General features: G+C 55.0%; 19 protein-coding genes and 1 CRISPR repeat array. Of the genes, 14 read left to right on the top strand and 5 right to left on the bottom strand.

Translation table 11 applies throughout. The features are described 5' to 3' along the window. Nucleotides 1-41 precede the first annotated feature (41 nt). A CRISPR array of direct repeats spans nt 42-552; the repeat unit is 28 nt; unit sequence GTTCACTGCCGAGTAGGCAGCTTAGAAA. Nucleotides 553-648: 96 nt separating this feature from the next. After that, a protein-coding gene (locus DDA898_RS17635) for an IS3 family transposase (protein ID WP_152490694.1) occupies nt 649-1,769 on the top strand; the annotation gives its coding sequence in 2 pieces (ribosomal slippage) (nt 649-907 and nt 907-1,769; 1,122 coding nt in all). Between the two features lie 152 nt (nt 1,770-1,921). Here the strand turns inward: DDA898_RS17635 and DDA898_RS17640 are convergent. Then, nucleotides 1,922-3,613 carry a methyl-accepting chemotaxis protein gene (locus tag DDA898_RS17640; protein WP_038911903.1) on the bottom strand — a complete coding sequence of 564 codons (1,692 nt, stop codon included), beginning with the start codon at nt 3,611-3,613 and terminating at the stop codon, nt 1,922-1,924. Nucleotides 3,614-4,589: 976 nt separating this feature from the next. Between DDA898_RS17640 and DDA898_RS17645 the strand changes: the two genes are divergently transcribed. Together DDA898_RS17645 and DDA898_RS21815 are read left to right on the top strand one after the other, a co-directional pair. Beyond that, nucleotides 4,590-6,200, top strand: a complete 1,611-nt coding sequence (locus DDA898_RS17645) for a sensor domain-containing diguanylate cyclase (protein ID WP_038902023.1) — start codon at nt 4,590-4,592, stop codon at nt 6,198-6,200. 328 nt (nt 6,201-6,528) lie between these two features. Further along, the gene (locus tag DDA898_RS21815; RefSeq protein ID WP_161624730.1) at nt 6,529-7,809 is read left to right on the top strand and encodes a GGDEF domain-containing protein; all 1,281 of its coding nucleotides are present in this window, start codon (nt 6,529-6,531) and stop codon (nt 7,807-7,809) included. 10 nt (nt 7,810-7,819) lie between these two features. Here the strand turns inward: DDA898_RS21815 and DDA898_RS17655 are convergent, their stop codons facing one another. Together DDA898_RS17655 and uvrA are read right to left on the bottom strand one after the other, a co-directional pair. Further along, on the bottom strand, nt 7,820-8,239 hold the full coding sequence (locus DDA898_RS17655) for a secondary thiamine-phosphate synthase enzyme YjbQ (RefSeq protein ID WP_013319376.1): 420 nt from the start codon (nt 8,237-8,239) through the stop codon (nt 7,820-7,822). A gap of 84 nt (nt 8,240-8,323) precedes the next feature. Then, nucleotides 8,324-11,155, bottom strand: coding sequence for an excinuclease ABC subunit UvrA (uvrA, locus tag DDA898_RS17660; protein ID WP_038911904.1), 2,832 nt, complete (start codon nt 11,153-11,155; stop codon nt 8,324-8,326). Nucleotides 11,156-11,410: 255 nt separating this feature from the next. Here uvrA and ssb1 point away from each other — a divergent pair, with 255 nt between their 5' ends. Beyond that, nucleotides 11,411-11,956 carry a single-stranded DNA-binding protein SSB1 gene (gene ssb1 / locus DDA898_RS17665; RefSeq protein WP_013319380.1) on the top strand — a complete coding sequence of 182 codons (546 nt, stop codon included), beginning with the start codon at nt 11,411-11,413 and terminating at the stop codon, nt 11,954-11,956. Nucleotides 11,957-12,016: 60 nt separating this feature from the next. Here the strand turns inward: ssb1 and DDA898_RS17670 are convergent, their stop codons facing one another. After that, nucleotides 12,017-12,595: a flavin reductase family protein gene (locus tag DDA898_RS17670; RefSeq protein WP_038911905.1), complete on the bottom strand. Its 579-nt coding sequence runs from the start codon at nt 12,593-12,595 to the stop codon at nt 12,017-12,019. Between the two features lie 34 nt (nt 12,596-12,629). Next, nucleotides 12,630-12,863: a Rossmann-fold NAD(P)-binding domain-containing protein gene (locus tag DDA898_RS17675; protein WP_038911907.1), complete on the bottom strand. Its 234-nt coding sequence runs from the start codon at nt 12,861-12,863 to the stop codon at nt 12,630-12,632. 179 nt (nt 12,864-13,042) lie between these two features. On the opposite strand from DDA898_RS17675, the gene DDA898_RS21820 reads away from it, so the two are divergent. The 10 genes from DDA898_RS21820 to DDA898_RS17725 all read left to right on the top strand — a co-directional run bounded on the left by DDA898_RS21820 (nt 13,043) and on the right by DDA898_RS17725 (nt 21,359). After that, nucleotides 13,043-13,531, top strand: coding sequence for a hypothetical protein (locus DDA898_RS21820; RefSeq protein WP_050570284.1), 489 nt, complete (start codon nt 13,043-13,045; stop codon nt 13,529-13,531). 284 nt (nt 13,532-13,815) lie between these two features. Further along, on the top strand, nt 13,816-14,403 hold the full coding sequence (locus DDA898_RS17685) for a Pvc16 family protein (protein WP_038911908.1): 588 nt from the start codon (nt 13,816-13,818) through the stop codon (nt 14,401-14,403). A gap of 6 nt (nt 14,404-14,409) precedes the next feature. Further along, complete coding sequence (locus DDA898_RS17690; RefSeq protein ID WP_038911909.1) at nt 14,410-15,207, top strand: hypothetical protein; 798 nt, start codon at nt 14,410-14,412, stop codon at nt 15,205-15,207. Nucleotides 15,208-15,351: 144 nt separating this feature from the next. Beyond that, nucleotides 15,352-16,905 carry a phage tail sheath family protein gene (locus tag DDA898_RS17695; protein WP_038902030.1) on the top strand — a complete coding sequence of 518 codons (1,554 nt, stop codon included), beginning with the start codon at nt 15,352-15,354 and terminating at the stop codon, nt 16,903-16,905. A 54-nt stretch (nt 16,906-16,959) separates the two neighbouring features. After that, nucleotides 16,960-17,430 carry a phage tail protein gene (locus DDA898_RS17700; protein WP_013319386.1) on the top strand — a complete coding sequence of 157 codons (471 nt, stop codon included), beginning with the start codon at nt 16,960-16,962 and terminating at the stop codon, nt 17,428-17,430. A gap of 86 nt (nt 17,431-17,516) precedes the next feature. Continuing rightward, complete coding sequence (locus DDA898_RS17705) at nt 17,517-17,975, top strand: phage tail protein (protein ID WP_038912631.1); 459 nt, start codon at nt 17,517-17,519, stop codon at nt 17,973-17,975. Nucleotides 17,976-17,995: 20 nt separating this feature from the next. Next, entirely contained in the window at nt 17,996-18,178 is a 183-nt protein-coding gene (locus DDA898_RS17710; protein WP_038911910.1) for a hypothetical protein, read from the top strand. Between the two features lie 15 nt (nt 18,179-18,193). Beyond that, nucleotides 18,194-18,841, top strand: coding sequence for a LysM peptidoglycan-binding domain-containing protein (locus tag DDA898_RS17715; RefSeq protein WP_013319389.1), 648 nt, complete (start codon nt 18,194-18,196; stop codon nt 18,839-18,841). A 12-nt stretch (nt 18,842-18,853) separates the two neighbouring features. Further along, nucleotides 18,854-20,644, top strand: coding sequence for a type VI secretion system tip protein VgrG (gene vgrG / locus DDA898_RS17720; RefSeq protein ID WP_038911911.1), 1,791 nt, complete (start codon nt 18,854-18,856; stop codon nt 20,642-20,644). 415 nt (nt 20,645-21,059) lie between these two features. After that, on the top strand, nt 21,060-21,359 hold the full coding sequence (locus DDA898_RS17725; protein ID WP_033112066.1) for a PAAR domain-containing protein: 300 nt from the start codon (nt 21,060-21,062) through the stop codon (nt 21,357-21,359). Nucleotide 21,360: the final 1 nt, after the last annotated feature.

Here is a 21,360-nt window from a genome sequence, read left to right on the forward strand (position 1 = left end):
GCTTAGAAAATGTCGCATGTAATGCACCAACCACGCGCAACGTTCACTGCCGAGTAGGCAGCTTAGAAACAATAAACGACCTGTGAAACCTTCGCCCCGGTGAGTTCACTGCCGAGTAGGCAGCTTAGAAATTCTGACGGCGTTTCTACCGCCGGAATCTGAATGTTCACTGCCGAGTAGGCAGCTTAGAAAGCGCGTGATGATCCCGGTGCTGGGCGGTAAACGTTCACTGCCGAGTAGGCAGCTTAGAAAAGTTGAGCGCAATCATGATAGCGCCTGCATTGGTTCACTGCCGAGTAGGCAGCTTAGAAAGGTGTCGAGTTCTGACGTGTGGCGGGGTTCCCGTTCACTGCCGAGTAGGCAGCTTAGAAAAGCAGGCCGTGACAATCACAGCAAAATCAGAGGTTCACTGCCGAGTAGGCAGCTTAGAAAGATGGCATCGGCAGACGGGGCCATGTTCATCAGTTCACTGCCGAGTAGGCAGCTTAGAAATGACAGTCAATGATCCACGCTTCCTCGCTACTGTTCACTGCCGAGTAGGCAGCTTAGAAATCATTCTTCAAGAATTCAGCAAACTTGACCTGCTCCCCGTTGATTAACACACCGCGATGTTAGTAATGTCTTCATCAGCAACATGAGGACATCCCCATGAAGAACCGTTTTTCCGACGAACAGATCATCAATATTCTTCGCGAAGCCGAGGCGGGTGTTTCCGCCCGCGAACTTTGCCGTAAGTACGCCATCTCCGACGCCACGTTTTATACGTGGCGTAAGAAGTTTGGTGGCATGGAATTACCTGAAGTAAAAAGGCTTAAGTCACTTGAAGAAGAGAACGCCCGCCTTAAGAAGCTGCTCGCCGAAGCCATGCTGGATAAAGAGGCACTACAGGTGGCTTTGGGCCGAAAGTACTGACGACAGACCAGAAGCGGGAAGCCGTGACAGTGATGTGCAAAGCGACAGGTCTGTCGCAACGGCGTGCCTGCAGGCTGACAGGTTTGTCCCTGTCGACCTGCCGTTATGATGCGCACCGCCCGGCTACTGATGCGTATCTGTCTGCACGTATCACCGAACTGGCAATGGAACGCCGACGCTTCGGTTACCGGCGTATCTGGCAGCTTCTGCGTCGTGAAGGTCTTTGCGTTAACCACAAACGGGTCTACCGCATTTATCATCTCAATGGCCTGGGCGTAAAACGCAGACGGCGCCGTAAGGGGCTGGTAACTGAGCGGCTTCCGCTGTTGCGTCCGGCAGGTCCCAACCTGACGTGGTCAATGGATTTTGTCATGGATGCGCTGGCCAGTGGTCGCCGGATTAAATGCCTGACCTGCGTTGATGATTTCACGAAGGAGTGTCTAACGATCAGCGTTGCTTTCGGGATTACAGGCGTTCAGGTATCACGCATTCTGGACAGCGTTGCGCTGTTTCGTGGCTATCCGGCGACGATAAGAACAGATCAGGGACCTGAGTTTACCTGCCGTGCGCTGGATCAGTGGGCCTTTGAACATAATGTTGAGCTGCGGCTTATTCAGCCGGGCAAGCCGACACAGAATGGCTTTATCGAGAGTTTTAATGGTCGTTTTCGCGATGAATGCCTGAATGAGCACTGGTTCCACGATGTTGTTCATGCAAAAGAAATTATAAGCGCATGGCGGCAGGACTATAACGAATGTCGGCCTCATTCTTCGTTGAATTATCAGACCCCTTCAGAGTTTGCAGCGGGATGGCGAAACGGAGAATACGGGAGTAAATCAACCGACATTACTAACTGATTATTGTGTTTAATACTGGGGGCAGGTCAAACTCACCACTGTTCACTGCCGAGTAGGCAGCTTAGAAACTCAACTGAGCGAGTTATGTGACCTGCAAAATGTTCACTGCCGCACAGGCAGTATCCCTCCCCGGCCGGGGAGGGATACATCGGTCAGAACGACGTCCAGTCGTCATTGGTGCCGGCGGTGGCGGCGGCACGTTTTTCGGTTACGTTCGGGCGGGCAGAAGGCAAGGCGTGGGATAACGCCGCCGGCTGGCGGACCGGCGACGGCGCGCCGTTGCCGCCCTGCGGCGTCAGGCGGAAGGCGCTGACCGCTTCGGCCAGCAGCGACGCCTGCGATTGCAGCGACAGCGCGGCGGACGCCGACTCTTCCACCAGCGCCGCGTTCTGCTGGGTGGTAGTGTCGATTTGCCCGACCGCGATGTTGATCTGGCTGATGCCGTCGCTCTGCTCATGGCTGGCCTGCGAGATCTCGTTGATGATGCTATGCACATCTTTAACGTGACCGGTTAAGCCATCCATGGTGGATTCGGCGGTATCCACCAGTTGCATCCCTTCCTGAATCTTGTCCACCGAATCGTCGATCAGTTCCTTGATCTCTTTGGCCGCCGTGGCGCTGCGCTGCGCCAGCGAACGCACCTCGCCCGCCACCACCGCGAAACCACGCCCCTGCTCGCCGGCGCGCGCGGCTTCCACCGCGGCGTTCAACGCCAGAATGTTGGTCTGAAACGCGATGCCATCGATAACGCCGATGATTTCAGCCATGCGCATTGAGGCTTCACGAATCCCCCGCATCTTACTGGTGACCGACAGCATCACTTCGCCGCTACGGTGCGCGGCCGACGACGCCTGATTGGCGATCGACGTAGCCTGCTGGGTGTTTTCAGCGGTGTTTTTGATGGTCGATACCAGCTCTTCCATCGACGCCGCCGTCTGCTCCAGCGAGCTGGCCTGTTCTTCAGTACGGGATGAGAGATCCTGATTACCCGCGGCGATTTGCGAGGCGGCGGTGGAGATAGCTTCCGCGCCGTCGCGCACCTGGCCGACAATCTGACGCAGGCTGGCGTTCATGTGGTCCAGCGCCTGCAACAGTAATCCGGCTTCATCCTTGCGGTTGGAGGAAATCTGCGAGGTAAGATCGCCTTGCGATACGCGGTCCGCCATGACCAGCGCCTGCTGGATCGGCTGGGTGACGCTACGGGTGATCGCCATCGCCACCCAAACGCTGAGCACCACGCCGATACCCAGAATCGCCAGCAGGACCAGACGAATATCGTGATAAGTGGCCGACATGGCGTCAACCGTGCTCATCATCGCGTTGTCCTGATAATCCACCAGTTGCCGCACCGCATTGCGGTATTCCCGCTGCGCCGGGTTGAGACGCTGATTAAATTCATTCAGCGCCTCTTCCCGATTGTTGGCTTTCACCAGCGCAATGACTTTTTGCCCGGACTCCAGAAACTTGGCCCGAATACGGCGAATATCGCCGATAAGCTGCTGGTTCTTCGCATCGTTGGATTCATTGGCATGTTTTTCCAGCGCATCCATCAGCCGGGTAATTTCCTTCGATATCGGGGGAATTTGGTCAGACACCGCTTTGATACGGTCATCGCCCGACACCAACAGCAGTTGCTGAAAAACCCGCACGCCTTCATTCACATTATCTATCAGGGTGTTGGCATCAACGGTTTGCGGGTAAATCTCCTGCACGATATCACGTGCGCTATCATGAAAACTCGATAGCTTGGTTATCGATAATATGCCTACAACGACCAGCATGACGGCCAGAACAGCAAAACCGGCCCCCAAACGATACCCGATTCGCCAATCAGATAAACGCATACTCAGCTCCTCACTCCTTATTAAGAACACAATGTCATAAACAAACATGACTTCCTCAGGGGCAAAACACAGAGCCGCGGCTAAAACAGGCATCGCATCCGTTACTGTCAATAATCGTGATAAAAGCAAAGCAACAACCAGACTGATACGTCAGCCAGCCATCACGATGAAATACTTCTCATCCCCTTTTCAGGCGACAAAAATCATTTCCTTTCCACAGTGTGTAAGACAAAAACATTATAAAAAAAGAGATTCAAAAATAGTGCGAGACTAAGACCGGACGCGGGATAGTCTTCACCAGTCGCCATTACATGCACTCTGCCCTGCTCCCTGGCCTACTATCGGCACCTCATTCTATCAACCTTTACGATTCGATCGATAAAAACATTTAAATAATAACTATAGATAGTAAAAAACTATTGGTTTTCCGATATCGATCGGAGATAACAACAAAAAAGACATACTTTCATCAAGGTTAAATCGCATTAATAGCAAGGCGTTAACAAGGCGCGGCGACAGCGCCGGTTAAAAAATCGGGAGCGGGGAAGAAGAACAACCGAACTGTTTTTCATCAGCCAAAATAATCGGTTGCAAACACGCGGTGGACGACGAGCGCGGCATATGGTCGCCTGAGTGAAAAAGATAACCGCCAGACTGGCTTTCTTGTTCCCTGTCGGTAAGCAAAATGGAGCAAAAAAGAAAAAACACGAAATTAATACCAGGCTAATTAAAGTTAGCCGGACATGATAACAATTCCTATATCTGACATTCTCATTCAGGAAATAAATCTTATTAAAACACAGTATCTTTCGCTATTCTTACTCCGGATAAAATTTTCCCGTAGCATCTGTTGACACTATTTTGAACCTTGACTAATACTTAATCATTAAGGCTGACACTCTACCTTAATTGGGAAATGAATTAATTGCACATTTTGTGCAACCAGAAATGGTAATAATCCGGTAAATATAACTAAATGCGAATAAAAAAACTGATACAAATAAATCTTTTGCATTTAATCCTGTTTATTTCTCTTGCCAGCATGTTCGTCACGCTTTTGAATAGCTATTTAACCTTTTATCACGTTCAAAAGAAATTACTTATTGAGCAAGCAGTTAAGGTGAATTCAAGCTATTCATCCAAATTATCCGTAACCGTGGATAATTTTTTCTCTATGTCAGAAGAGCAACTGTCTTACAGCGCCAAATTGATCGCCAGCCATATCCAGTCCGGCAATTTACGGCCATTACAAGCCGAGCTGCAACGCATTCACCAGTTAAGCCATGCATTCAACTCAATGGTGGTCGTGACGGAACATGGCCAGATCATTGCAGCCTCACCGACGTCACTAAATTTGACTGGTATCACACTGACCTCTAATCGACATCTCACCACACTGAGAGAAAAGCGATTTTTTATCAGCGCACCCTATACCTCATTGAGTGGTAATTATATTATTTTTATTTCCTACCCTATCGCCGATGATGTCGGTAATTATCTCGGTTATATCGGCGGCTCTCTATATCTTAATAGTCGACGTATTCTGAATGAATTCATGAATACGCAATTCAGTAATGACAGTTTTAATACTTATGTGATTGATAAAGAAGGTACCATTATTTACCACCGCGACACTGGCCAGATTGGCAAAAAAATCAACGATTCGCATATTCTGAGTTCAATCGCCAATCAGGATAAAGGCAGCTTTATGATGCCGGACGAGCAAGGGATCTTGTCACCGGCATCGTTTATCCGCACACAAAAGGCAGGCTGGATTATCATCACCCAGCAGTCGTTCCACTCTCTTGAGGAAGCGCTGAACGACGTGATGATCAGCGTTCTGAAACAAGGCACGCCGCTGGGCATCCTCACCCTGCTGGCGCTCAGCATTCTGGCCTATTACATCGCCAAGCCGCTACGCCAGCTGTCTAAATCGGCCAGTAGCATGGATCAGCTTGACGTCATTAGTAAAATCCGCGCCGTCAAAGCCTGGTATCTGGAAGTCGAGCAGTTAAAGCGAGTCTTGCTGATGGGCACCGTATTGCTGCACAAACGCATTGGCCGCCTCAGCTCGGAAGCCCATACCGACCCGCTTTCCGGCATGCTGAACCGACGGGGCATGCAGGAAAGCATGGAAGAGATCCGCAGCGAATATAAGAAAATTTCGGTGATCGCCATTGATATCGATCATTTCAAAGTGATCAATGACTCGTTTGGGCACGACGTCGGTGACGAGGTGATCCGCAAACTGAGCCAGCAGATCCGTAAAAACTTCCGCAAGACCGACCTGGTCTGCCGCATTGGCGGCGAAGAATTCCTGATTCTGCTGCCGGGCGCGGATATTCACGTCGCGACGGTGATCGCCGAACGGCTGCGCAATAACGTCGCCAACACCGTCTATATGCCGGGTTACCGCCACCATCAGGTCACCATTTCAATTGGCGTGACGACGTTTAACCCACAGAAGTCGGCGCTGGATATCGCCATCAAAACGGCGGATAACGCGCTGTACAAAGCCAAAAATGGCGGCCGTAATCAGGTCGTGGTGGAATACCTCTCTGACGATATTTCTCTGGCACAGCATTAACCGCGCCCGACCTCTGCGTCGCGGCGTGGCTCCTCGTCAGCCGCAAGGCGGACGGTGCCCCCGGTTCGGGCGTATCCGCTGAATTGTGAGACCCTGCCTAATGTTATAGATTCGTGTATCAGAACAAAAAACCGGACTTTTAACGACAATGGCAGACTGTCAAAAAATCAAACTTTTTTGTACCGGGTTATTGGTATCATTTTGTTTATCTTATTTATTTTTGTTTAACATCCAGAATGCGAAAATTGCTCCGCTGTGGCCGATTAACGCCTTTATGGCTTTCATGGCGATAACCAACAGAAAACAACTCCATTACTCCGTTTTTTTTGTGCTGTTTTTTATTAGCCATACGGCGGCCTCATTCAGCATCCCGCAGGATATTTCCCGGCAAAATCAGATGCTGCTGGGCATCATCGACAGCCTGTTTGTGCCGCTGTATTTCCTGACTTTGCAGGTCGTCATCCGGTTTAAAAACCGGTACTACCCCATTCGAAGAACGGTCATTTTGTGCGCGCCAATAGTGGCGACCAGTATTCTCCAGTCGCTGGTATATTCCGGTCTGTTGTATTCGCTGGATAACGGTAATTACGTGGTGGCGTCGCTCGACTGGGCAACCGAACAGATCGCCACCGGCGTCCTGCTGTTCCTGATTCTTACCGGATTCATGGACTATAAACGGACCGGTGCGCCATTATTCAAGACGATTCAGCGGTATAAAGCCGACGCGGTGCTGATCGTTGCGTCGGTGCTGGTGCAAATTCTACTGATACAAAGCAGCACGCTGGAACAAACCATCCTGCTGCTCATTCCGCTGGCGCTAGTCTCGATAAAACTGAATTTCTATCCATCAGCCCTGCTGTCGGGCCTGACGCTCTCCATTGTCTATACCCTTATCTCCACGCGCTACTATGGCGATTACTGGAAAGACTCGTCGCTTATCTATATTGAAAACCTGATATCCTATCGCCTGAATACCCTGATTTCCTGTCTGGTTATTATGCTGATTTGTGAAAAGAATTATGCCAAACGGTTCGCCATCAACATTATCAAGCGGAAAGTTTATACCGATTATCTCTCGGGGCTATACAACCGAAAATTCCTGTGGAAAAAGGCCCGCGAAATACCCAAAGAGACTCCCCTGTCGGTGCTGATCTGCGATATTGATAACTTCAAACACATTAATGACACCTACGGGCACGGCAATGGCGATAAAATTATTCAGGCCGTCTCCCACACCATAAAAACGCATATTTCGCCCCACGATCTCGCCGTGCGCTGGGGTGGCGAAGAATTTCTGATTTTGTCGCGCTCACCGGACGAGCAGTATCTCGACACCCTTAGCGCGCGCATTCTGGACAGCATCCGCCAGTTGCAGATTACGCTTGATGGCAACATTGCCCGGCACGTTACGGTGAGTATTGGCGGTTGTAACTTCGAGTATCAGCACTCGCCGGATTTTGTCATGGCGATCGAAACGGCGGATAAATTACTGTATCAGTCCAAGCAGGCGGGGAAAGACAGAGCCACCCTGCGCACACTGACGCAGGACGCTAACGTATCGGCATCATTCGCGCCGGTCTTACCATCGGCGGAACACGAGAAACGGTAATAACGGAAAATTACTCGCCCTGCAACGTCGCCACCAGCGAACGGCTGCCGCCATGATTGCGGTGTTCGCACAGGTAAATCCCCTGCCAGGTGCCGACATGCAGCCGGCCGTTACGCACCGGCAGCATCAGGCTGCTACCCAACAGACTGCTTTTCAGGTGCGCCGGCATGTCGTCGCTGCCTTCGTAGGTATGGCGGTAATAAGGCTCGTCTTCCGGCACCAGGTGGTTAAAGGCGCTTTCGAAATCCTGCCGTACCGTCGGATCGGCGTTTTCATTAAGCGTCAGCGAGGCCGAGGTGTGGCAGATAAACACATGCAACAACCCCACCCTGACCTCACACAGATCCATCACCTGCGCCAGCACTTCATCGGTAATCAAATGAAAGCCGCGGGAACGGGGTTTCAGCCGAATATCGTATTGTTTCCACATTTTGCGTCTCCTGTGGTGGTGCTCATTTGCAGATAAAAAAGCGCGGCAAGCCGCGCTTAACAACAAACCCTTGGTTTGGAAGGCTTAACCACGTTCCAGAATCGGCTTCAGGAAACGGGCGGTGTGGGATTTCTCGCACTGCGCTACCGTTTCCGGCGTGCCGGAAACCAGAATCTCGCCGCCGCCGCTGCCACCCTCCGGCCCCAGATCCACGATCCAGTCCGCGGTTTTGATCACGTCCAGATTGTGTTCGATCACCACAATGGTGTTGCCCTGATCGCGCAACTGATGCAGTACCGCCAGCAGTTGCTGGATATCGGCAAAGTGCAGGCCGGTGGTGGGTTCGTCCAGAATATAGAGCGTCTGCCCGGTGCCGCGTTTCGACAGCTCACGCGCCAGCTTCACGCGCTGCGCCTCGCCGCCGGACAAGGTGGTGGCCGATTGCCCCAACCTGATGTAGGACAAACCGACATCGATCAGCGTTTGCAGTTTACGCGCCAGCGCCGGAATGGCGTCGAAGAACTCGCGCGCTTCCTCGATAGTCATCTCCAGCACTTCGTGGATGCTCTTGCCTTTGTATTTGATCTCCAGCGTCTCGCGGTTATAGCGTTTGCCTTTGCACTGATCGCAGGGGACGTAAATATCCGGCAGGAAGTGCATTTCCACCTTGATCACGCCATCGCCCTGACAGGCTTCGCAACGCCCGCCGCGCACGTTAAAGCTGAAACGGCCGGGGTTATAACCGCGGCTGCGCGCTTCCGGCACGCCGGCGAACAACTCGCGGATCGGCGTGAACACGCCGGTGTAGGTGGCCGGATTCGAGCGCGGTGTACGGCCGATCGGGCTTTGATCGATATCGATCACTTTGTCGAAATGCTCCAGCCCCTGAATATCGCGGTACGGCGCCGGTTCGTTCAGCTCGCCGCCGTTGAGCTGGCGCTGGGCTATCGGGAACAGGGTATCGTTGATCAGCGTCGACTTGCCGGAACCGGACACCCCGGTAATGCAGGTGAACAACCCGACCGGCAGGGTCAGGGTGACGTCTTTCAGATTGTTGCCGCGTGCGCCAATCAGCTTGAGGACTTTACCCGGATCCGCCGGTATGCGCTGCGCCGGGATCTCGATTTTGCGCGCGCCGCTCAGGAACTGGCCGGTCAGCGATTCCGGCTCCGCCATGATCTGCGCGGCGGTCCCTTCGGCGATCACCTGCCCGCCGTGAACGCCCGCGCCGGGGCCGATGTCGATGATGTGATCGGCGGCGCGGATGGCGTCTTCATCGTGTTCCACCACAATCACCGTGTTGCCGAGATTACGCAGGTGGATCAGCGTCTCCAGCAGGCGCTCGTTGTCGCGCTGGTGCAGGCCGATAGACGGTTCGTCCAGCACGTACATCACGCCGACCAGGCCGGCGCCGATCTGGCTGGCCAGACGAATACGCTGCGCCTCGCCGCCGGACAACGTCTCCGCCGAGCGCGACAGCGACAGGTAATTCAGGCCGACGTTAACCAGAAAGCGCAGGCGGTCGCCGATTTCCTTCAATACTTTTTCGGCGATCTTCGCCCGCTGGCCGCTCAGCTTGATGTTGTGGAAAAAATCCATCGCGTGGCCGATGCTCATGTCGGCAATCTGCGGCAGCGTAGTCTGTTCCACATAGACGTGACGCGCCTCTTCACGCAGGCGGGTGCCGCCACAGCTGGCGCACGGCCGGTTGCTGATGAACTTCGCCAGTTCCTCGCGCACCGCGGTCGATTCGGTTTCTTTGTAGCGGCGCTCCATATTGTTGAGCACCCCTTCGAACGGATGGCGGCGCACCGAGGTATCGCCGCGATCGTTGATGTACTTGAACTCGATATTTTCCTTGCCGGAGCCGTACAGAATGACCTTCTGAACCGCCGGGCTAAGGCTATCGAACGGCGCTTCAACGTCGAATTGGTAATGATCCGCCAGCGAGCGCAGCATCTGGAAATAATAGAAGTTACGGCGATCCCAGCCGCGAATAGCGCCGCCGGCCAGCGACAGCTCGCCGTTCTGCACCACGCGCGCCGGATCGAAAAACTGTTGCACGCCAAGCCCGTCGCAGGTCGGGCAGGCGCCCGCCGGGTTGTTGAATGAAAACAGCCGGGGCTCCAGTTCATGCATGCTATAGCCGCACACCGGGCAGGCGAAGTTGGCGGAGAACACCAGCTCAGGCGCGTTCGGGTCGTCCATGTCCGCCACCACGGCGGTGCCGCCGGACAGCTCCAGCGCGGTTTCAAACGACTCGGCCAGACGCTGCGCCAAATCGTTGCGCACTTTAAACCGGTCCACCACTACTTCGATGGTGTGTTTTTTCTGCAACTCCAGCTTCGGCGGGTCCGACAGGTCGCACACTTCACCGTCGATGCGGGCGCGGATGTAGCCCTGCGTCGCCAGGTTTTCCAGCGTTTTGGTGTGCTCGCCCTTGCGCTCTTTAACGATCGGCGCCAGCAGCATCAGCCGCTTGCCTTCCGGCTGCGACAAGACGTTGTCCACCATCTGGCTGACGGTCTGGGCATCAAGCGGAATATCGTGTTCCGGACAGCGCGGCTCGCCGACGCGGGCGAACAGCAGACGGAGGTAATCGTGGATTTCGGTGATGGTGCCGACGGTGGAACGCGGGTTGTGCGACGTGGATTTCTGCTCGATGGAAATGGCGGGCGACAACCCTTCGATGTGGTCCACATCCGGCTTTTCCATCAGCGACAGGAACTGGCGGGCGTAGGCCGACAGCGACTCCACATAACGACGCTGCCCTTCGGCATACAGCGTATCGAACGCCAGCGAGGATTTGCCAGAACCGGATAACCCCGTCACGACGATCAGTTTATCGCGTGGAATAATCAGGTTGATATTCTTCAGGTTATGGGTACGGGCACCACGAATTTCGATCTTATCCATGCACACTTTTCCCGCAATAGACGCTGTTCTTTCATCCTTTCCGTACGACATCACGTATGAAAGGAAACCAATAGAAACGGCCGATTATGGCACAAAATAAACTGAATGGATATCCAGTATCCGATTGCAACAACGGCAACGCAGGAAAAAAGACCGGAGCTGGCTCGCGACTCTCACACCGGTATAATCTGTGGCACTGACATGCTAGAATTCTTCGCTTAAACTTTAAAAAGTGATTGATCAGGAGACACCAACATGGCCAGCAGAGGCGTTAATAAAGTGATTCTTATCGGGAATCTGGGTCAGGACCCGGAAGTCCGTTACATGCCGAACGGCGGCGCAGTCGCTAACCTGACTCTGGCCACGTCGGACAGCTGGCGCGACAAGCAGACCGGCGAGCAGAAAGAACGCACCGAGTGGCACCGCGTGGCGCTGTACGGCAAGCTGGCGGAAATCGCCGGTGAATACCTGCGCAAAGGCTCTCAGGTATATATCGAAGGCCAGCTGCGCACCCGCAAATGGCAGGATCAGGGCGGCCAGGATCGCTACACCACCGAAGTGGTAGTCGATATCTCCGGCAGCATGCAGATGCTGGGCGGTCGCACAGGCGGCGGCGCTCCGGCCGGCGGCGGCATGGGCAACAACGCGGGCGGCAATCCGCAGCAAGGCGGTTGGGGTCAGCCGCAACAGCCGCAGCAAGCTAACCAGTTCAGCGGCGGCGGTCAGTCCCGTCCGCAGCAAAGCGCGCCGATGCCGAGCAACGAGCCGCCGATGGATTTTGATGACGACATTCCGTTCTGATAAGCGTCATCACCTTCCCCTCCCCACAACGCCCTGCTCTAGCAGGGCGTTGCTTTATAGTCACGATTCTTTCGCATCCAGCGCATCGCCGATGGCGTAGTAGTGCCCGCCCGCCACATGGTGCAGGCTGCGCCATTGCGGGTCGGTGTCTTCAAAATGCCAGTGACCGTCGCGGAATACGTGAGAATCCGCCCAGGCGCCGATGACCTCGCCGATAAACAGGTCGTAAGTTTGCTGGTTGTGGGATTCAGGAATCAGTTTGCACAGCAGCCAGGCGGCGCAACCGGCAACCAGCGGAACATCCGATTCGCCGGTGCGAAACAGTTCCACCTGGCAGCGTGCCAGCTTGTCCGGATTATCCCGCAGGCTGATGCTGCCGACCTGATTGGTCAGTTCCAGTTGCGCCGCCGTCGGCACCTGAATGGCAAAATAGCCGCTGTTTTCCAGCAGCTCACGTGTTTTGGTCGCCTTATCCAGTACCACGGTCAGCTTGGGCGGTGCGAAATCCAGCGCACAGCACCAGGCCGCCGCCATCACATCCTCCACGCCGTCATGACAGGCCGACACCAGCACCGTCGGCCCGTGGTTAACCAGTCGATAGGCTTTTGCCAGTTCAACCGGTGAAATCGCGCTATTCATATTGACTCCTGCGTTATGCATGTTGCCCTTAACTTTACACCAGATGCTCAGCGGTAATCCTCCGCACACCGGCACAGGGGTTCAACACCGCCTCCAGCAACGCATCCACCTGCCACCCGCCGGCGTCTTCCGGTAATTGTTCAAAATTCACCTGCGGCGCGATCAATTTGTCATGGGCCGATAATACGCTAATACGCGACTCTGCCAGCGCTTTTAATAACACCTGATGGCCGACCAGCCCGGTTACTCCCGCTAGTAATAATTTCATGACTTATTCTTCCTATTTAGCGGTATATATTTGTCGTTATGGTGCACAGATGGAGAACTTAATTTTACCTGCATCACTTTACCTGAACATTCCGGGATTTTTACCAAGTTTACTACCGCTTTTTATGTACTCTTTATGGGGACGAAACCTTCTTAGTAATACCACATAGGAGAAAGTATATGGCTGTAGAAATTCAAGAAAATGAGGTAAGGGCTGCGGCCGCCGGAGAGGGAATACACTATCCCTCTTTGTCCAGTTGTATGTCGATCACTTGCATCCTGAATAATGGCAGTAAGGTCGGTGCCCATGCCTATCAATTTGGCGACAGTGGAATAACGCTGATCAATCGGATGAAAGCGTTGATCGGCAACAACATTGTAGTCGCTGTTAAAGCCAAGGGCCATGGAGGCTGTTGGGGAAAAAACCTGCAATCCCAGTTCGAACTGGCTCCAGAGGCAATACAGAAATGGAAAGATGCCAATCCAAATATCAACAGGGAGCCTACCGACCTGGAGCTCATACCTTATTTTCAGCCACTTTTTATTACCGCAGATCCGGTAGTATTTAGAAACTGGCTCAACGCTCAATTCACCGTCCAAAATGCAACATTTACCGATATGAGCATTGACGGAAATGTCGATATTGATGCCAATGGCAATTTCTATTGATAGCTCGGTGAGCCAACACTAGCCATAACCGTTCACAGTAGCTATCCGCTTACTGGCTATAAAAACAAGAAAGAGAAAATATCCAGAAAAAACATCGGTAATGATCGTTAATAAAACAGGCAGGATGAAATAGTCCCATCCTGCCTGTTTAATTTACGATTAATACAGCCAAACCATCGAATACTCTTTTCGCCATGAACTGCATCAGCAATACTCCTTTTTATTAACGGTCCCCCTCATCATAGGCATTATTTAGATTGGGGGAATTTAACAAAGGAAACCCCATGATCCACGCCTCCATCAATTACCTCACCAGGCAATTGAATCAATACCTGAAAAATACCCTGAATCTGCATGACGATGTCGTGGTGATAGCCAACCCAGCCGACGACGATGGCAAGATGTTTCCGCTGGCGAAAAATAAGCTGGTGGTATTTTTGTCGAATATTGAAAGGGAAATGCTGCCCCACCGGAGCAATGCCGCGCCCCCCGGCAACCGCTTCGCGGTGACTACGCCACCGTTATTTGTGCGGGTGTCGATGGTGGTAGCGGCGAATTTTACCGGCTCGCAATACGCGGAAGGATTACAGGTGATCGCCCATGCGATGGCGTTCCTTCATAAGAATGCCCAGCTTAACCGTTATAACGCCCCAGATATGGACGAGGCAATTGAGCAAATATTATTAGAAATGGACAGCCTGCCGCGTCATGAGCTGGGAAATATGTGGACGATGCTGGGAATCCGCTATTTACCGTCGGCGGTATATCGCCTGCGGGTAAAAATTGCCGACAGTCAGGCGATTCAGTCTCAGTCGGAAGGCGTCAGGCAGTTGCATACTGTCGTGACAAAGGATTACGTGACCAAGGATTAATCACCCATGAGCGATTACGGCCAGCTGTTTCAATTGCGCATCGAGCATGAATTTTTTGCCGGCTGCGCCAGCCTGCCGTTTTATGGCGAACTGGCGCCGCACAGCCAGCCGGCGGCGACTCGCACCGGGCTGCTGATTAAACCGTTGGTCGACGGGCTGATGGTGCTGGCGGATCGGTCGCAGAACGCCCTGCTTATGGCGGAAACACTCTCGTTGCAGTGGTGGTTTTACAGTCGGGAACCCGGTTTTCTCAGCTATACTGCGCTGCCCGAGCTGGCGCAACCGGAGACGCCGTACTTTCGCTATACGCTAAATGGATCAGAACCCGGCGAGGTGCGTCTGGAAGCGGCCAATAGCACTGCGCCAGAGAAATCCCTCAGCCCGCGCGCGCAGCCGGCGGGCCTGCTCTGGCGGGTTGATATCGATATTAGCGCCGCCGCCATTACTGCGTTCGCCGGCCAGCGGGGAGCGCCGTTATTGATTGTGCCGTTTCACAGCCAACGGCGGCGCTGGAAATACCTGTTCACCGCGCCGTATGTGAATACGCAATCGCGTATTCAGGATAGTCGTCAGAATAATCAGTTTGATTATCTGGGAATGGAAATACTGGCTAACGGCCAAGGCGCGCTGGCGTTTATTTCCCGTCAGCCATTAAAAATGCAGAAAAAATCTGATTACCATTTTCAGCTTTATCAGGAAAACAAAATATTAATTGACCCATTACCGGTGGCGACGCCACTTAGTCAGAGTCGATTAAAAACCGAAAAGACATCGGAAATCGTATCGGAAATTATTGTTAACTGACATACCGACTTAAAAAAGTGTAATAGAGAAAAATAAGAAAAAATAATCAACCAGCATATTAATAACCGGAGCAGGCACCATCCTATTTATCGGCACCACAAGGCCCGAGGGTGGTTATATCTCTCAAGCAGAAGGAATCAAACTATGGGCGTGATGAAAACCCCGGGCGTTTATATTGTCGAAAAAAATGCCTTCCCCAATTCAGTGGTGGAAGTCGCCACCGCGGTGCCGGCATTTATCGGCTATACCGAAAAAGCAGAAAATGGCGGCGTATCGCTACGCAATAAAGCCTGGCGCATTACGTCTATGTCGGATTTTCGTCATTATTTCGGCGGCGCGCCGCTGCATAAATTCGATATCGTCGAAAAAACCGATACGGTATTGGGCGACGCCGCGTTCAGCCAGGCCGGCAAAACCTATGCCCTCACTCAGGCCAATACCCGCTATCTGCTGTATTACAGCATGCTGTTCTTTTTCCAGAACGGCGGCGGCCCCTGCTACATCATCTCAGTGGGCGGCTATCAGGATGCGATCGACGCCGACACCCTGAAAAACGGCATCGCGCCGCTGCTCAAGGAGCCGGAACCGACTATGGTGCTGACGCCTGAAGCGGTATGCCTGAAAGAAGACGACTGCATCAACGTACAGCAGGCGGTGCTGGCTCACTGCGGCGGCACCATGAAAAACCGCGTCGCCATTCTCGACGTTTGGGAAGGCTATAAAGACAGACAGGACCCCAGCGGCGACTGCATCGCCAACTTCCGTTCCAAACTGGGCATCAACTATCTGGATTACGCCACCGCGTATTACCCGTGGCTGAACACCTCGATCATTCAGGACAGCGAGATCAGCTTCGCCAACGTCAATAACCCGGACATCCTGACCACGGCGCTGAACGCCGAGATCGCCGGGGCGTTCAAAGAGCTGGACGGGCTGAGCGCCGAGCAGTTGAACAGCGGCGGCAATAAGCTGAAAGCGGCCAAAAAGCAGCAGATGCTGGACGAAGTCGCCAAACTGACGGTGGAGCAGAGCGAAGCGGAAAAAACGCTGCTGCATAAGATCCTGTTCTCCATCAGCCCCATCTACAAAAGCGTGCTGGAAAACATCCGACGCCAGCAGAACCAACTGCCGCCGGCCGCGTCGATGGCGGGCATCTACACCATGGTGGATAACGCGCGCGGCGTGTGGAAAGCCCCGGCCAACGTCAGCCTGAACGCGGTGGTTTCCCCCAGCGTGAACATCAGCGCCGACGAACAGGAAGACCTGAACGTCACCACCCAGGGCAAATCGATCAACGCGCTGCGCACCTTCACCGGCGAAGGCACGCTGGTGTGGGGCGCCCGCACGCTGGACGGCAACAGCCTCGACTGGCGCTACGTCAACGTGCGCCGGACCATGATCATGCTGGAAGAATCAATCAAACAGGCCGCCAAAGCCTACGTGTTCGAACCCAACACCGCCAATACCTGGGTATCGATGGAGAGCATGATAGAAAACTTCCTGTTCGGGATCTGGAAACGCGGCGGGCTGGCGGGCGCCTCGCCGGAAGACGCCTACAGCGTGGACGTCGGGCTCGGCAAAACCATGACGCCACAGGACATTCTGGAAGGGATCCTGCGCATTACCGTGCTGGTGGCGATTAGCCGCCCGGCCGAGTTTATCGAAATTACCTTCCAGCAGCAGATGCAGAAATCCTGATGCTGACCGCTGACGACCTGATGTTTTTTATCACTCTATTTAAGGAGAACACTCATGGCAGATGACGGTTCCGCTCAGTCGAACACCGTATGGCCGATGCCCAAATTTCACTTTGAAGTGAAATGGGACGGCGGCGCGGGCGCCAGTATGGTGGCGTCGTTTCAGGAAATTACCGGCCTGGATATCGAAGCGCAGATCATCGAATACCGCGCCGGCAACAGCCCGGTATTTTCCACCATCAAAATGCCCGGCATTATCAAATCCGGCAACGTGACGCTGAAAAAAGGCATTTTCGTCAAAGACAATAACTTCTACGACTGGTTCTCGAAAATAAAGATGAACACCATCGCCCGCACCGCCGTCACCATCAATTTGCTGGATGAAAGCGGCAGCCCGGCCATGACGTGGAAGCTCAAAAATGCCTGGCCGACCAAAGTCAGCGGTACCGATTTGAAATCAGACGGCAATGAAGTGGCGATTGAAACCATCGAGCTGGCACACGAAGGGCTGGAAGTGTCGGTGTAATCACCCGCTTGCGGTGTGATTTCCCGTTCACGCGGCGGGCAACCGCCGCGCTAATCACAGAACAATGAACCGACCCGGTAATGCCGATGCAAAAAAAATCGCCCGGCGGCGACTGGCCGCTACCCGCGTTTTATTTCAGCGTGGAAATCGACAACAGCGGCGACGACCAGGCTTTTCAGGAAGTGGCCGGCATCGAATCGCGCATGGAAACCGAAGCGTTCACCGAAGGCGGCAATAACAGCGTCTATTACCTGCCGACCGCGGTGAAACAGGGGCCGCTGATGCTGCGCCGCGGCCTCAGCCCCGCCGACTCGCCGCTGGTGCGCTGGTGTAAAAGCTGTTTCGAAGGGCAGTTGAATCGACCGATCGTCACCAAAGAGGTAAGCGTCAGTTTGCTGGATGAACGCGGCGATCCCCTGCGGATTTGGCTGTTTTATAACGCTTATCCGATCAGCTGGAAAATCGGTCGCTTCCACGCCGCCCGTAATGACGTAGCGATTGAAGAGATCGTGCTGTGTTTCAGTCGTTCCAAACGCAAACAGTAACCCCAGAAGGAAACACGATCATGGCAATAGAAGTGCGACAACTGACGATTTATTCCCGCGTCATCCAACCGAATGAGCCGGATTCACCCCATCAGCCGGAAAGCGATGCGGAAAACCGCGACGTCGGGCCGTCGACCAGCCCGCTCGCCACGCCGGGAACGATCGCATTTCATCACCTGCACACCGAGCCGCGCGAACGTTAACCGGAGCCGTTCATCATGCAGAAGCTGAATATCCGCACCCTCGACAAAAAACAGCAATTTGATGTGATGCTCAACCCCGCCGGCATCCGCCATGAGCACGGCATCAATTACACCAACCGCGCCGCCGCGGGCAATCGCGCGCTCGGCAGCCTGGCGCCGCGGCTCGCTTTCGCCAGCTATCAGAGTGAAAGCCTCAGCTTCGAGATGATGATTGACGGCACCGGTGTGGTGGAGCAGCCGCAAAAACCGGACGTCGCCGGTCAAATCGCCCAGCTCAAAAACGTGGTGTACCGCTATGTCGGCGACAAGCACGAGCCCTGCGTAGTGGTGCTGACCTGGGGCACGCTGTCGTTCAAAGGGCGGCTGACCCGCCTCGCCATCCGCTATTCGCTGTTCGACGCCGCCGGCGCGCCGTTGCGCGCTACCGTCGAACTGCGTTTCGACAACTATCTGGACAACAGCGAGCAGGCGCTGCGCGCCAACCGCTCCTCGCCTGACCTCACCCACAGCGTGGTGGTGAAACAGGGCGATACCCTGCCGCAGCTCTGCCACGCTGTCTATCAGGACAGCGCCTACTACGTGGCGGTGGCCCGTTACAACAATCTGACCAGCGTGCGTCATATTGTGCCCGGCACCCGCCTCTACTTTCCCCCACTGGCCTAACGGAATGACGACATGGCGGACTCCCCGGCAACACACAGCGACGGCGTGGTGACCTGCACCATCAAGAGTAACGGCGCCGAGATCGGCAACGATATCCCGCTGTTATCGCTTCACGTCTGTAAACGGGTGAACCATATCGCCCGCGCGGAACTGGTGATGGTGGACGGCGACATGCCGCAAAACCGTTTTCCGCTCAGCAGCGGCGATCTGTTCAAGCCGGGCAACAGCCTGACCATCGCGGCCGGTTACGCCAGCCAGGAACAGCTGTTGTTCGAGGGAATCATCATTCGCCACGGCATCAGCATCGGCGGCGCAGGGCATTCACGACTGGTGATCGAGTGTCGGGATAAAGCCATCGGCATGACGGTGGCCCGCCGCAACGACAACTACCTCAAACAGAAAGACAGCGACATTTTACGCCGGCTGATTGGCCGCTGCGCCGGACTCAGCGCCCGTGTCGACGCCACGACGACCCAGCACGACGAACTGGTGCAGTTCAACTGCACCGACTGGGACTTTCTGCTCGCCAGAGCGGAAGCCAACGGGCTGGTGGTGTGTAACGACGACAACACCGTCGCCGTTACCGCCCCCAAACTGAACGCCTCGCCGGTGTTGACCGTCACCTACGGCGACGACCTGATTTCGCTCACCGCCGACATCGACGCCCGCCACCAGTTTACCTCGGTGACCGGCGTCGGCTGGGACATCAAAAACCAGCAGCCGGTACAGGAAAAAGCCGCCGCCCAGTCCGTCAGCAAGCAGGGCAACCTCAGCGCCGACGAACTGGCAAAAGTGCTGGGGCTAGCGGAATACCGGCTGCAAAGCGCCACGCCGCTGGTGAATACCGCGCTACGGGACTGGGCGCGCGGCCAGCAGGTGAAGTCCGCCCTCTCCCGCCTGCGCGGCACCCTGACCTGTCAGGGCAGTGCCCGGGCGCGCATCAACACCCTGATCGAGCTGGCCGGGGTCGGCGCGCGCTTTAACGGCCACCTCTACGTCAGCGGCGTCCGCCATCACATTCAGGACGGCCAGTGGCTGACCCACATCGACTTCGGTATGCCGCCGGTGTGGTCGGCCGAGCACCGGGATCTGACGCCGCCGCCCGCCGCCGGCCTGCTGCCCGGCGTGGACGGATTACAGATAGGCATCGTCAAAAAACTGGATGGCGACCCGGAGCAGCAGCACCGCGTTCAGGTATCGGTGCCGGTGATGCAGGCGGAAAACGACGGCGTCTGGGCGCGGCTGGCCAGTTACTACGCCTCGACCGGCATCGGAGCGCAATTCATGCCGGAGGTGGGTGACGAAGTAGTGCTGGGCTACTTCAACAACAACCCGTCCGACCCGGTGATCCTCGGCAGCCTTTACAGCAGCAAGAACCCGCCGCCGGTCGCGCCGGAAGCCAAAAACACCCTCAAAACGCTGATGACCCGCAGCCAGCTGACGTTGCAGTTCAACGAAGAGGACAAGTCGATCACCCTGACCACCCCGGGCGGCAATCAGGCGGTGCTGAGCGACAAGGGCAAAACGGTGACGTTGCAGGACCAAAACGGCAACAGCGTCACGCTGGATTCCTCCGGCATCACGCTGGACAGCCCGAAGAACATCACCCTCAACGCCAAAGGGAAAATCGAGCTGAGCGCCGCCAGCGCCATCAACATCAGCGCCAAAGCCAACGTCACCGCCGAGGGGATGAACGTCAGCCTGTCGGCCAAAACCGGCCTGACCGCCAAGGGAACCGCCACCGCCGAACTGTCGGCCTCCGGCCAAACGGTGGTGAAAGGCGGCATCGTGATGATCAACTAGCGTTGATTCACTGAGATCAGTAGAGCGGTGGTTATCGAATGCCTGAAAGAAGTGAGCAACACAGATGCAGAAATAGCATGACCTTTTCTGGCGTCAAAACTGTGCTGAGGCGTTCGACTTCGCCGGGTGAGCCGCACGGACGCGGCGAAAGCCCGTGCCGCGTCTGGAACGCGTCACGGGCGGCCCGAACAGCGAAGGTGAATGCCGAAGGGACCGCGCCAGCGGCACAGTTTAGCCTCCCAGCCAGTGGTCAAGGAGAGGCGGCGTTTGAGCCTCTCCTTGTCGTGCGTGCGACAACGTTTCAAGGGAAAAACAGGGCTTACCCCGCACGAAACCGCGCCAGGTTCTGCCATAACCCCATGAATTATCAATGCAACCAGGCTGCTTGCCGCAGCCAACAACGAGGGAAATAATTATGCCACCCGCCGCCCGCCTAACCGATTTACACGCCTGCCCGATGGTGACGCCGGGGTTGCCGCCGATTCCCCATGTCGGTGGCCCGGTGATCGGCCCCGGCGTGCCAACGGTATTAATCGGCAAATTGCCGGCGGCGGTGCTGGGCGACAACTGTGTGTGCGTCGGGCCGCCGGACGTCATCGTCAAAGGCTCCGCCACCGTGCTGATCGGCGGTAAGCCCGCCGCCCGACTTGGCGATACCACCGCGCACGGCGGCAATATCGCGCTCGGCGACTTCACCGTATTGATAGGAGGATAAA

The organism is Dickeya dadantii NCPPB 898 (assembly GCF_000406145.1).
Lineage (GTDB): Bacteria > Pseudomonadota > Gammaproteobacteria > Enterobacterales > Enterobacteriaceae > Dickeya > Dickeya dadantii.

Bases quoted from the DNA above. Each gene is read 5' to 3' on its own strand.
- DDA898_RS17640 (WP_038911903.1), bottom strand. From the start codon at position 3,613: ATGCGTTTATCTGATTGGCGAATCGGGTATCGTTTGGGGGCCGGTTTT.
- DDA898_RS17645 (WP_038902023.1), top strand. From the start codon at position 4,590: ATGCGAATAAAAAAACTGATACAAATAAATCTTTTGCATTTAATCCTG.
- DDA898_RS17655 (WP_013319376.1), bottom strand. From the start codon at position 8,239: ATGTGGAAACAATACGATATTCGGCTGAAACCCCGTTCCCGCGGCTTT.
- uvrA (WP_038911904.1), bottom strand. From the start codon at position 11,155: ATGGATAAGATCGAAATTCGTGGTGCCCGTACCCATAACCTGAAGAAT.
- ssb1 (WP_013319380.1), top strand. From the start codon at position 11,411: ATGGCCAGCAGAGGCGTTAATAAAGTGATTCTTATCGGGAATCTGGGT.
- DDA898_RS17670 (WP_038911905.1), bottom strand. From the start codon at position 12,595: ATGAATAGCGCGATTTCACCGGTTGAACTGGCAAAAGCCTATCGACTG.
- DDA898_RS17675 (WP_038911907.1), bottom strand. From the start codon at position 12,863: ATGAAATTATTACTAGCGGGAGTAACCGGGCTGGTCGGCCATCAGGTG.
- DDA898_RS21820 (WP_050570284.1), top strand. From the start codon at position 13,043: ATGGCTGTAGAAATTCAAGAAAATGAGGTAAGGGCTGCGGCCGCCGGA.
- DDA898_RS17685 (WP_038911908.1), top strand. From the start codon at position 13,816: ATGATCCACGCCTCCATCAATTACCTCACCAGGCAATTGAATCAATAC.
- DDA898_RS17690 (WP_038911909.1), top strand. From the start codon at position 14,410: ATGAGCGATTACGGCCAGCTGTTTCAATTGCGCATCGAGCATGAATTT.
- DDA898_RS17695 (WP_038902030.1), top strand. From the start codon at position 15,352: ATGGGCGTGATGAAAACCCCGGGCGTTTATATTGTCGAAAAAAATGCC.
- DDA898_RS17700 (WP_013319386.1), top strand. From the start codon at position 16,960: ATGGCAGATGACGGTTCCGCTCAGTCGAACACCGTATGGCCGATGCCC.
- DDA898_RS17705 (WP_038912631.1), top strand. From the start codon at position 17,517: ATGCAAAAAAAATCGCCCGGCGGCGACTGGCCGCTACCCGCGTTTTAT.
- DDA898_RS17710 (WP_038911910.1), top strand. From the start codon at position 17,996: ATGGCAATAGAAGTGCGACAACTGACGATTTATTCCCGCGTCATCCAA.
- DDA898_RS17715 (WP_013319389.1), top strand. From the start codon at position 18,194: ATGCAGAAGCTGAATATCCGCACCCTCGACAAAAAACAGCAATTTGAT.
- vgrG (WP_038911911.1), top strand. From the start codon at position 18,854: ATGGCGGACTCCCCGGCAACACACAGCGACGGCGTGGTGACCTGCACC.
- DDA898_RS17725 (WP_033112066.1), top strand. From the start codon at position 21,060: ATGCCACCCGCCGCCCGCCTAACCGATTTACACGCCTGCCCGATGGTG.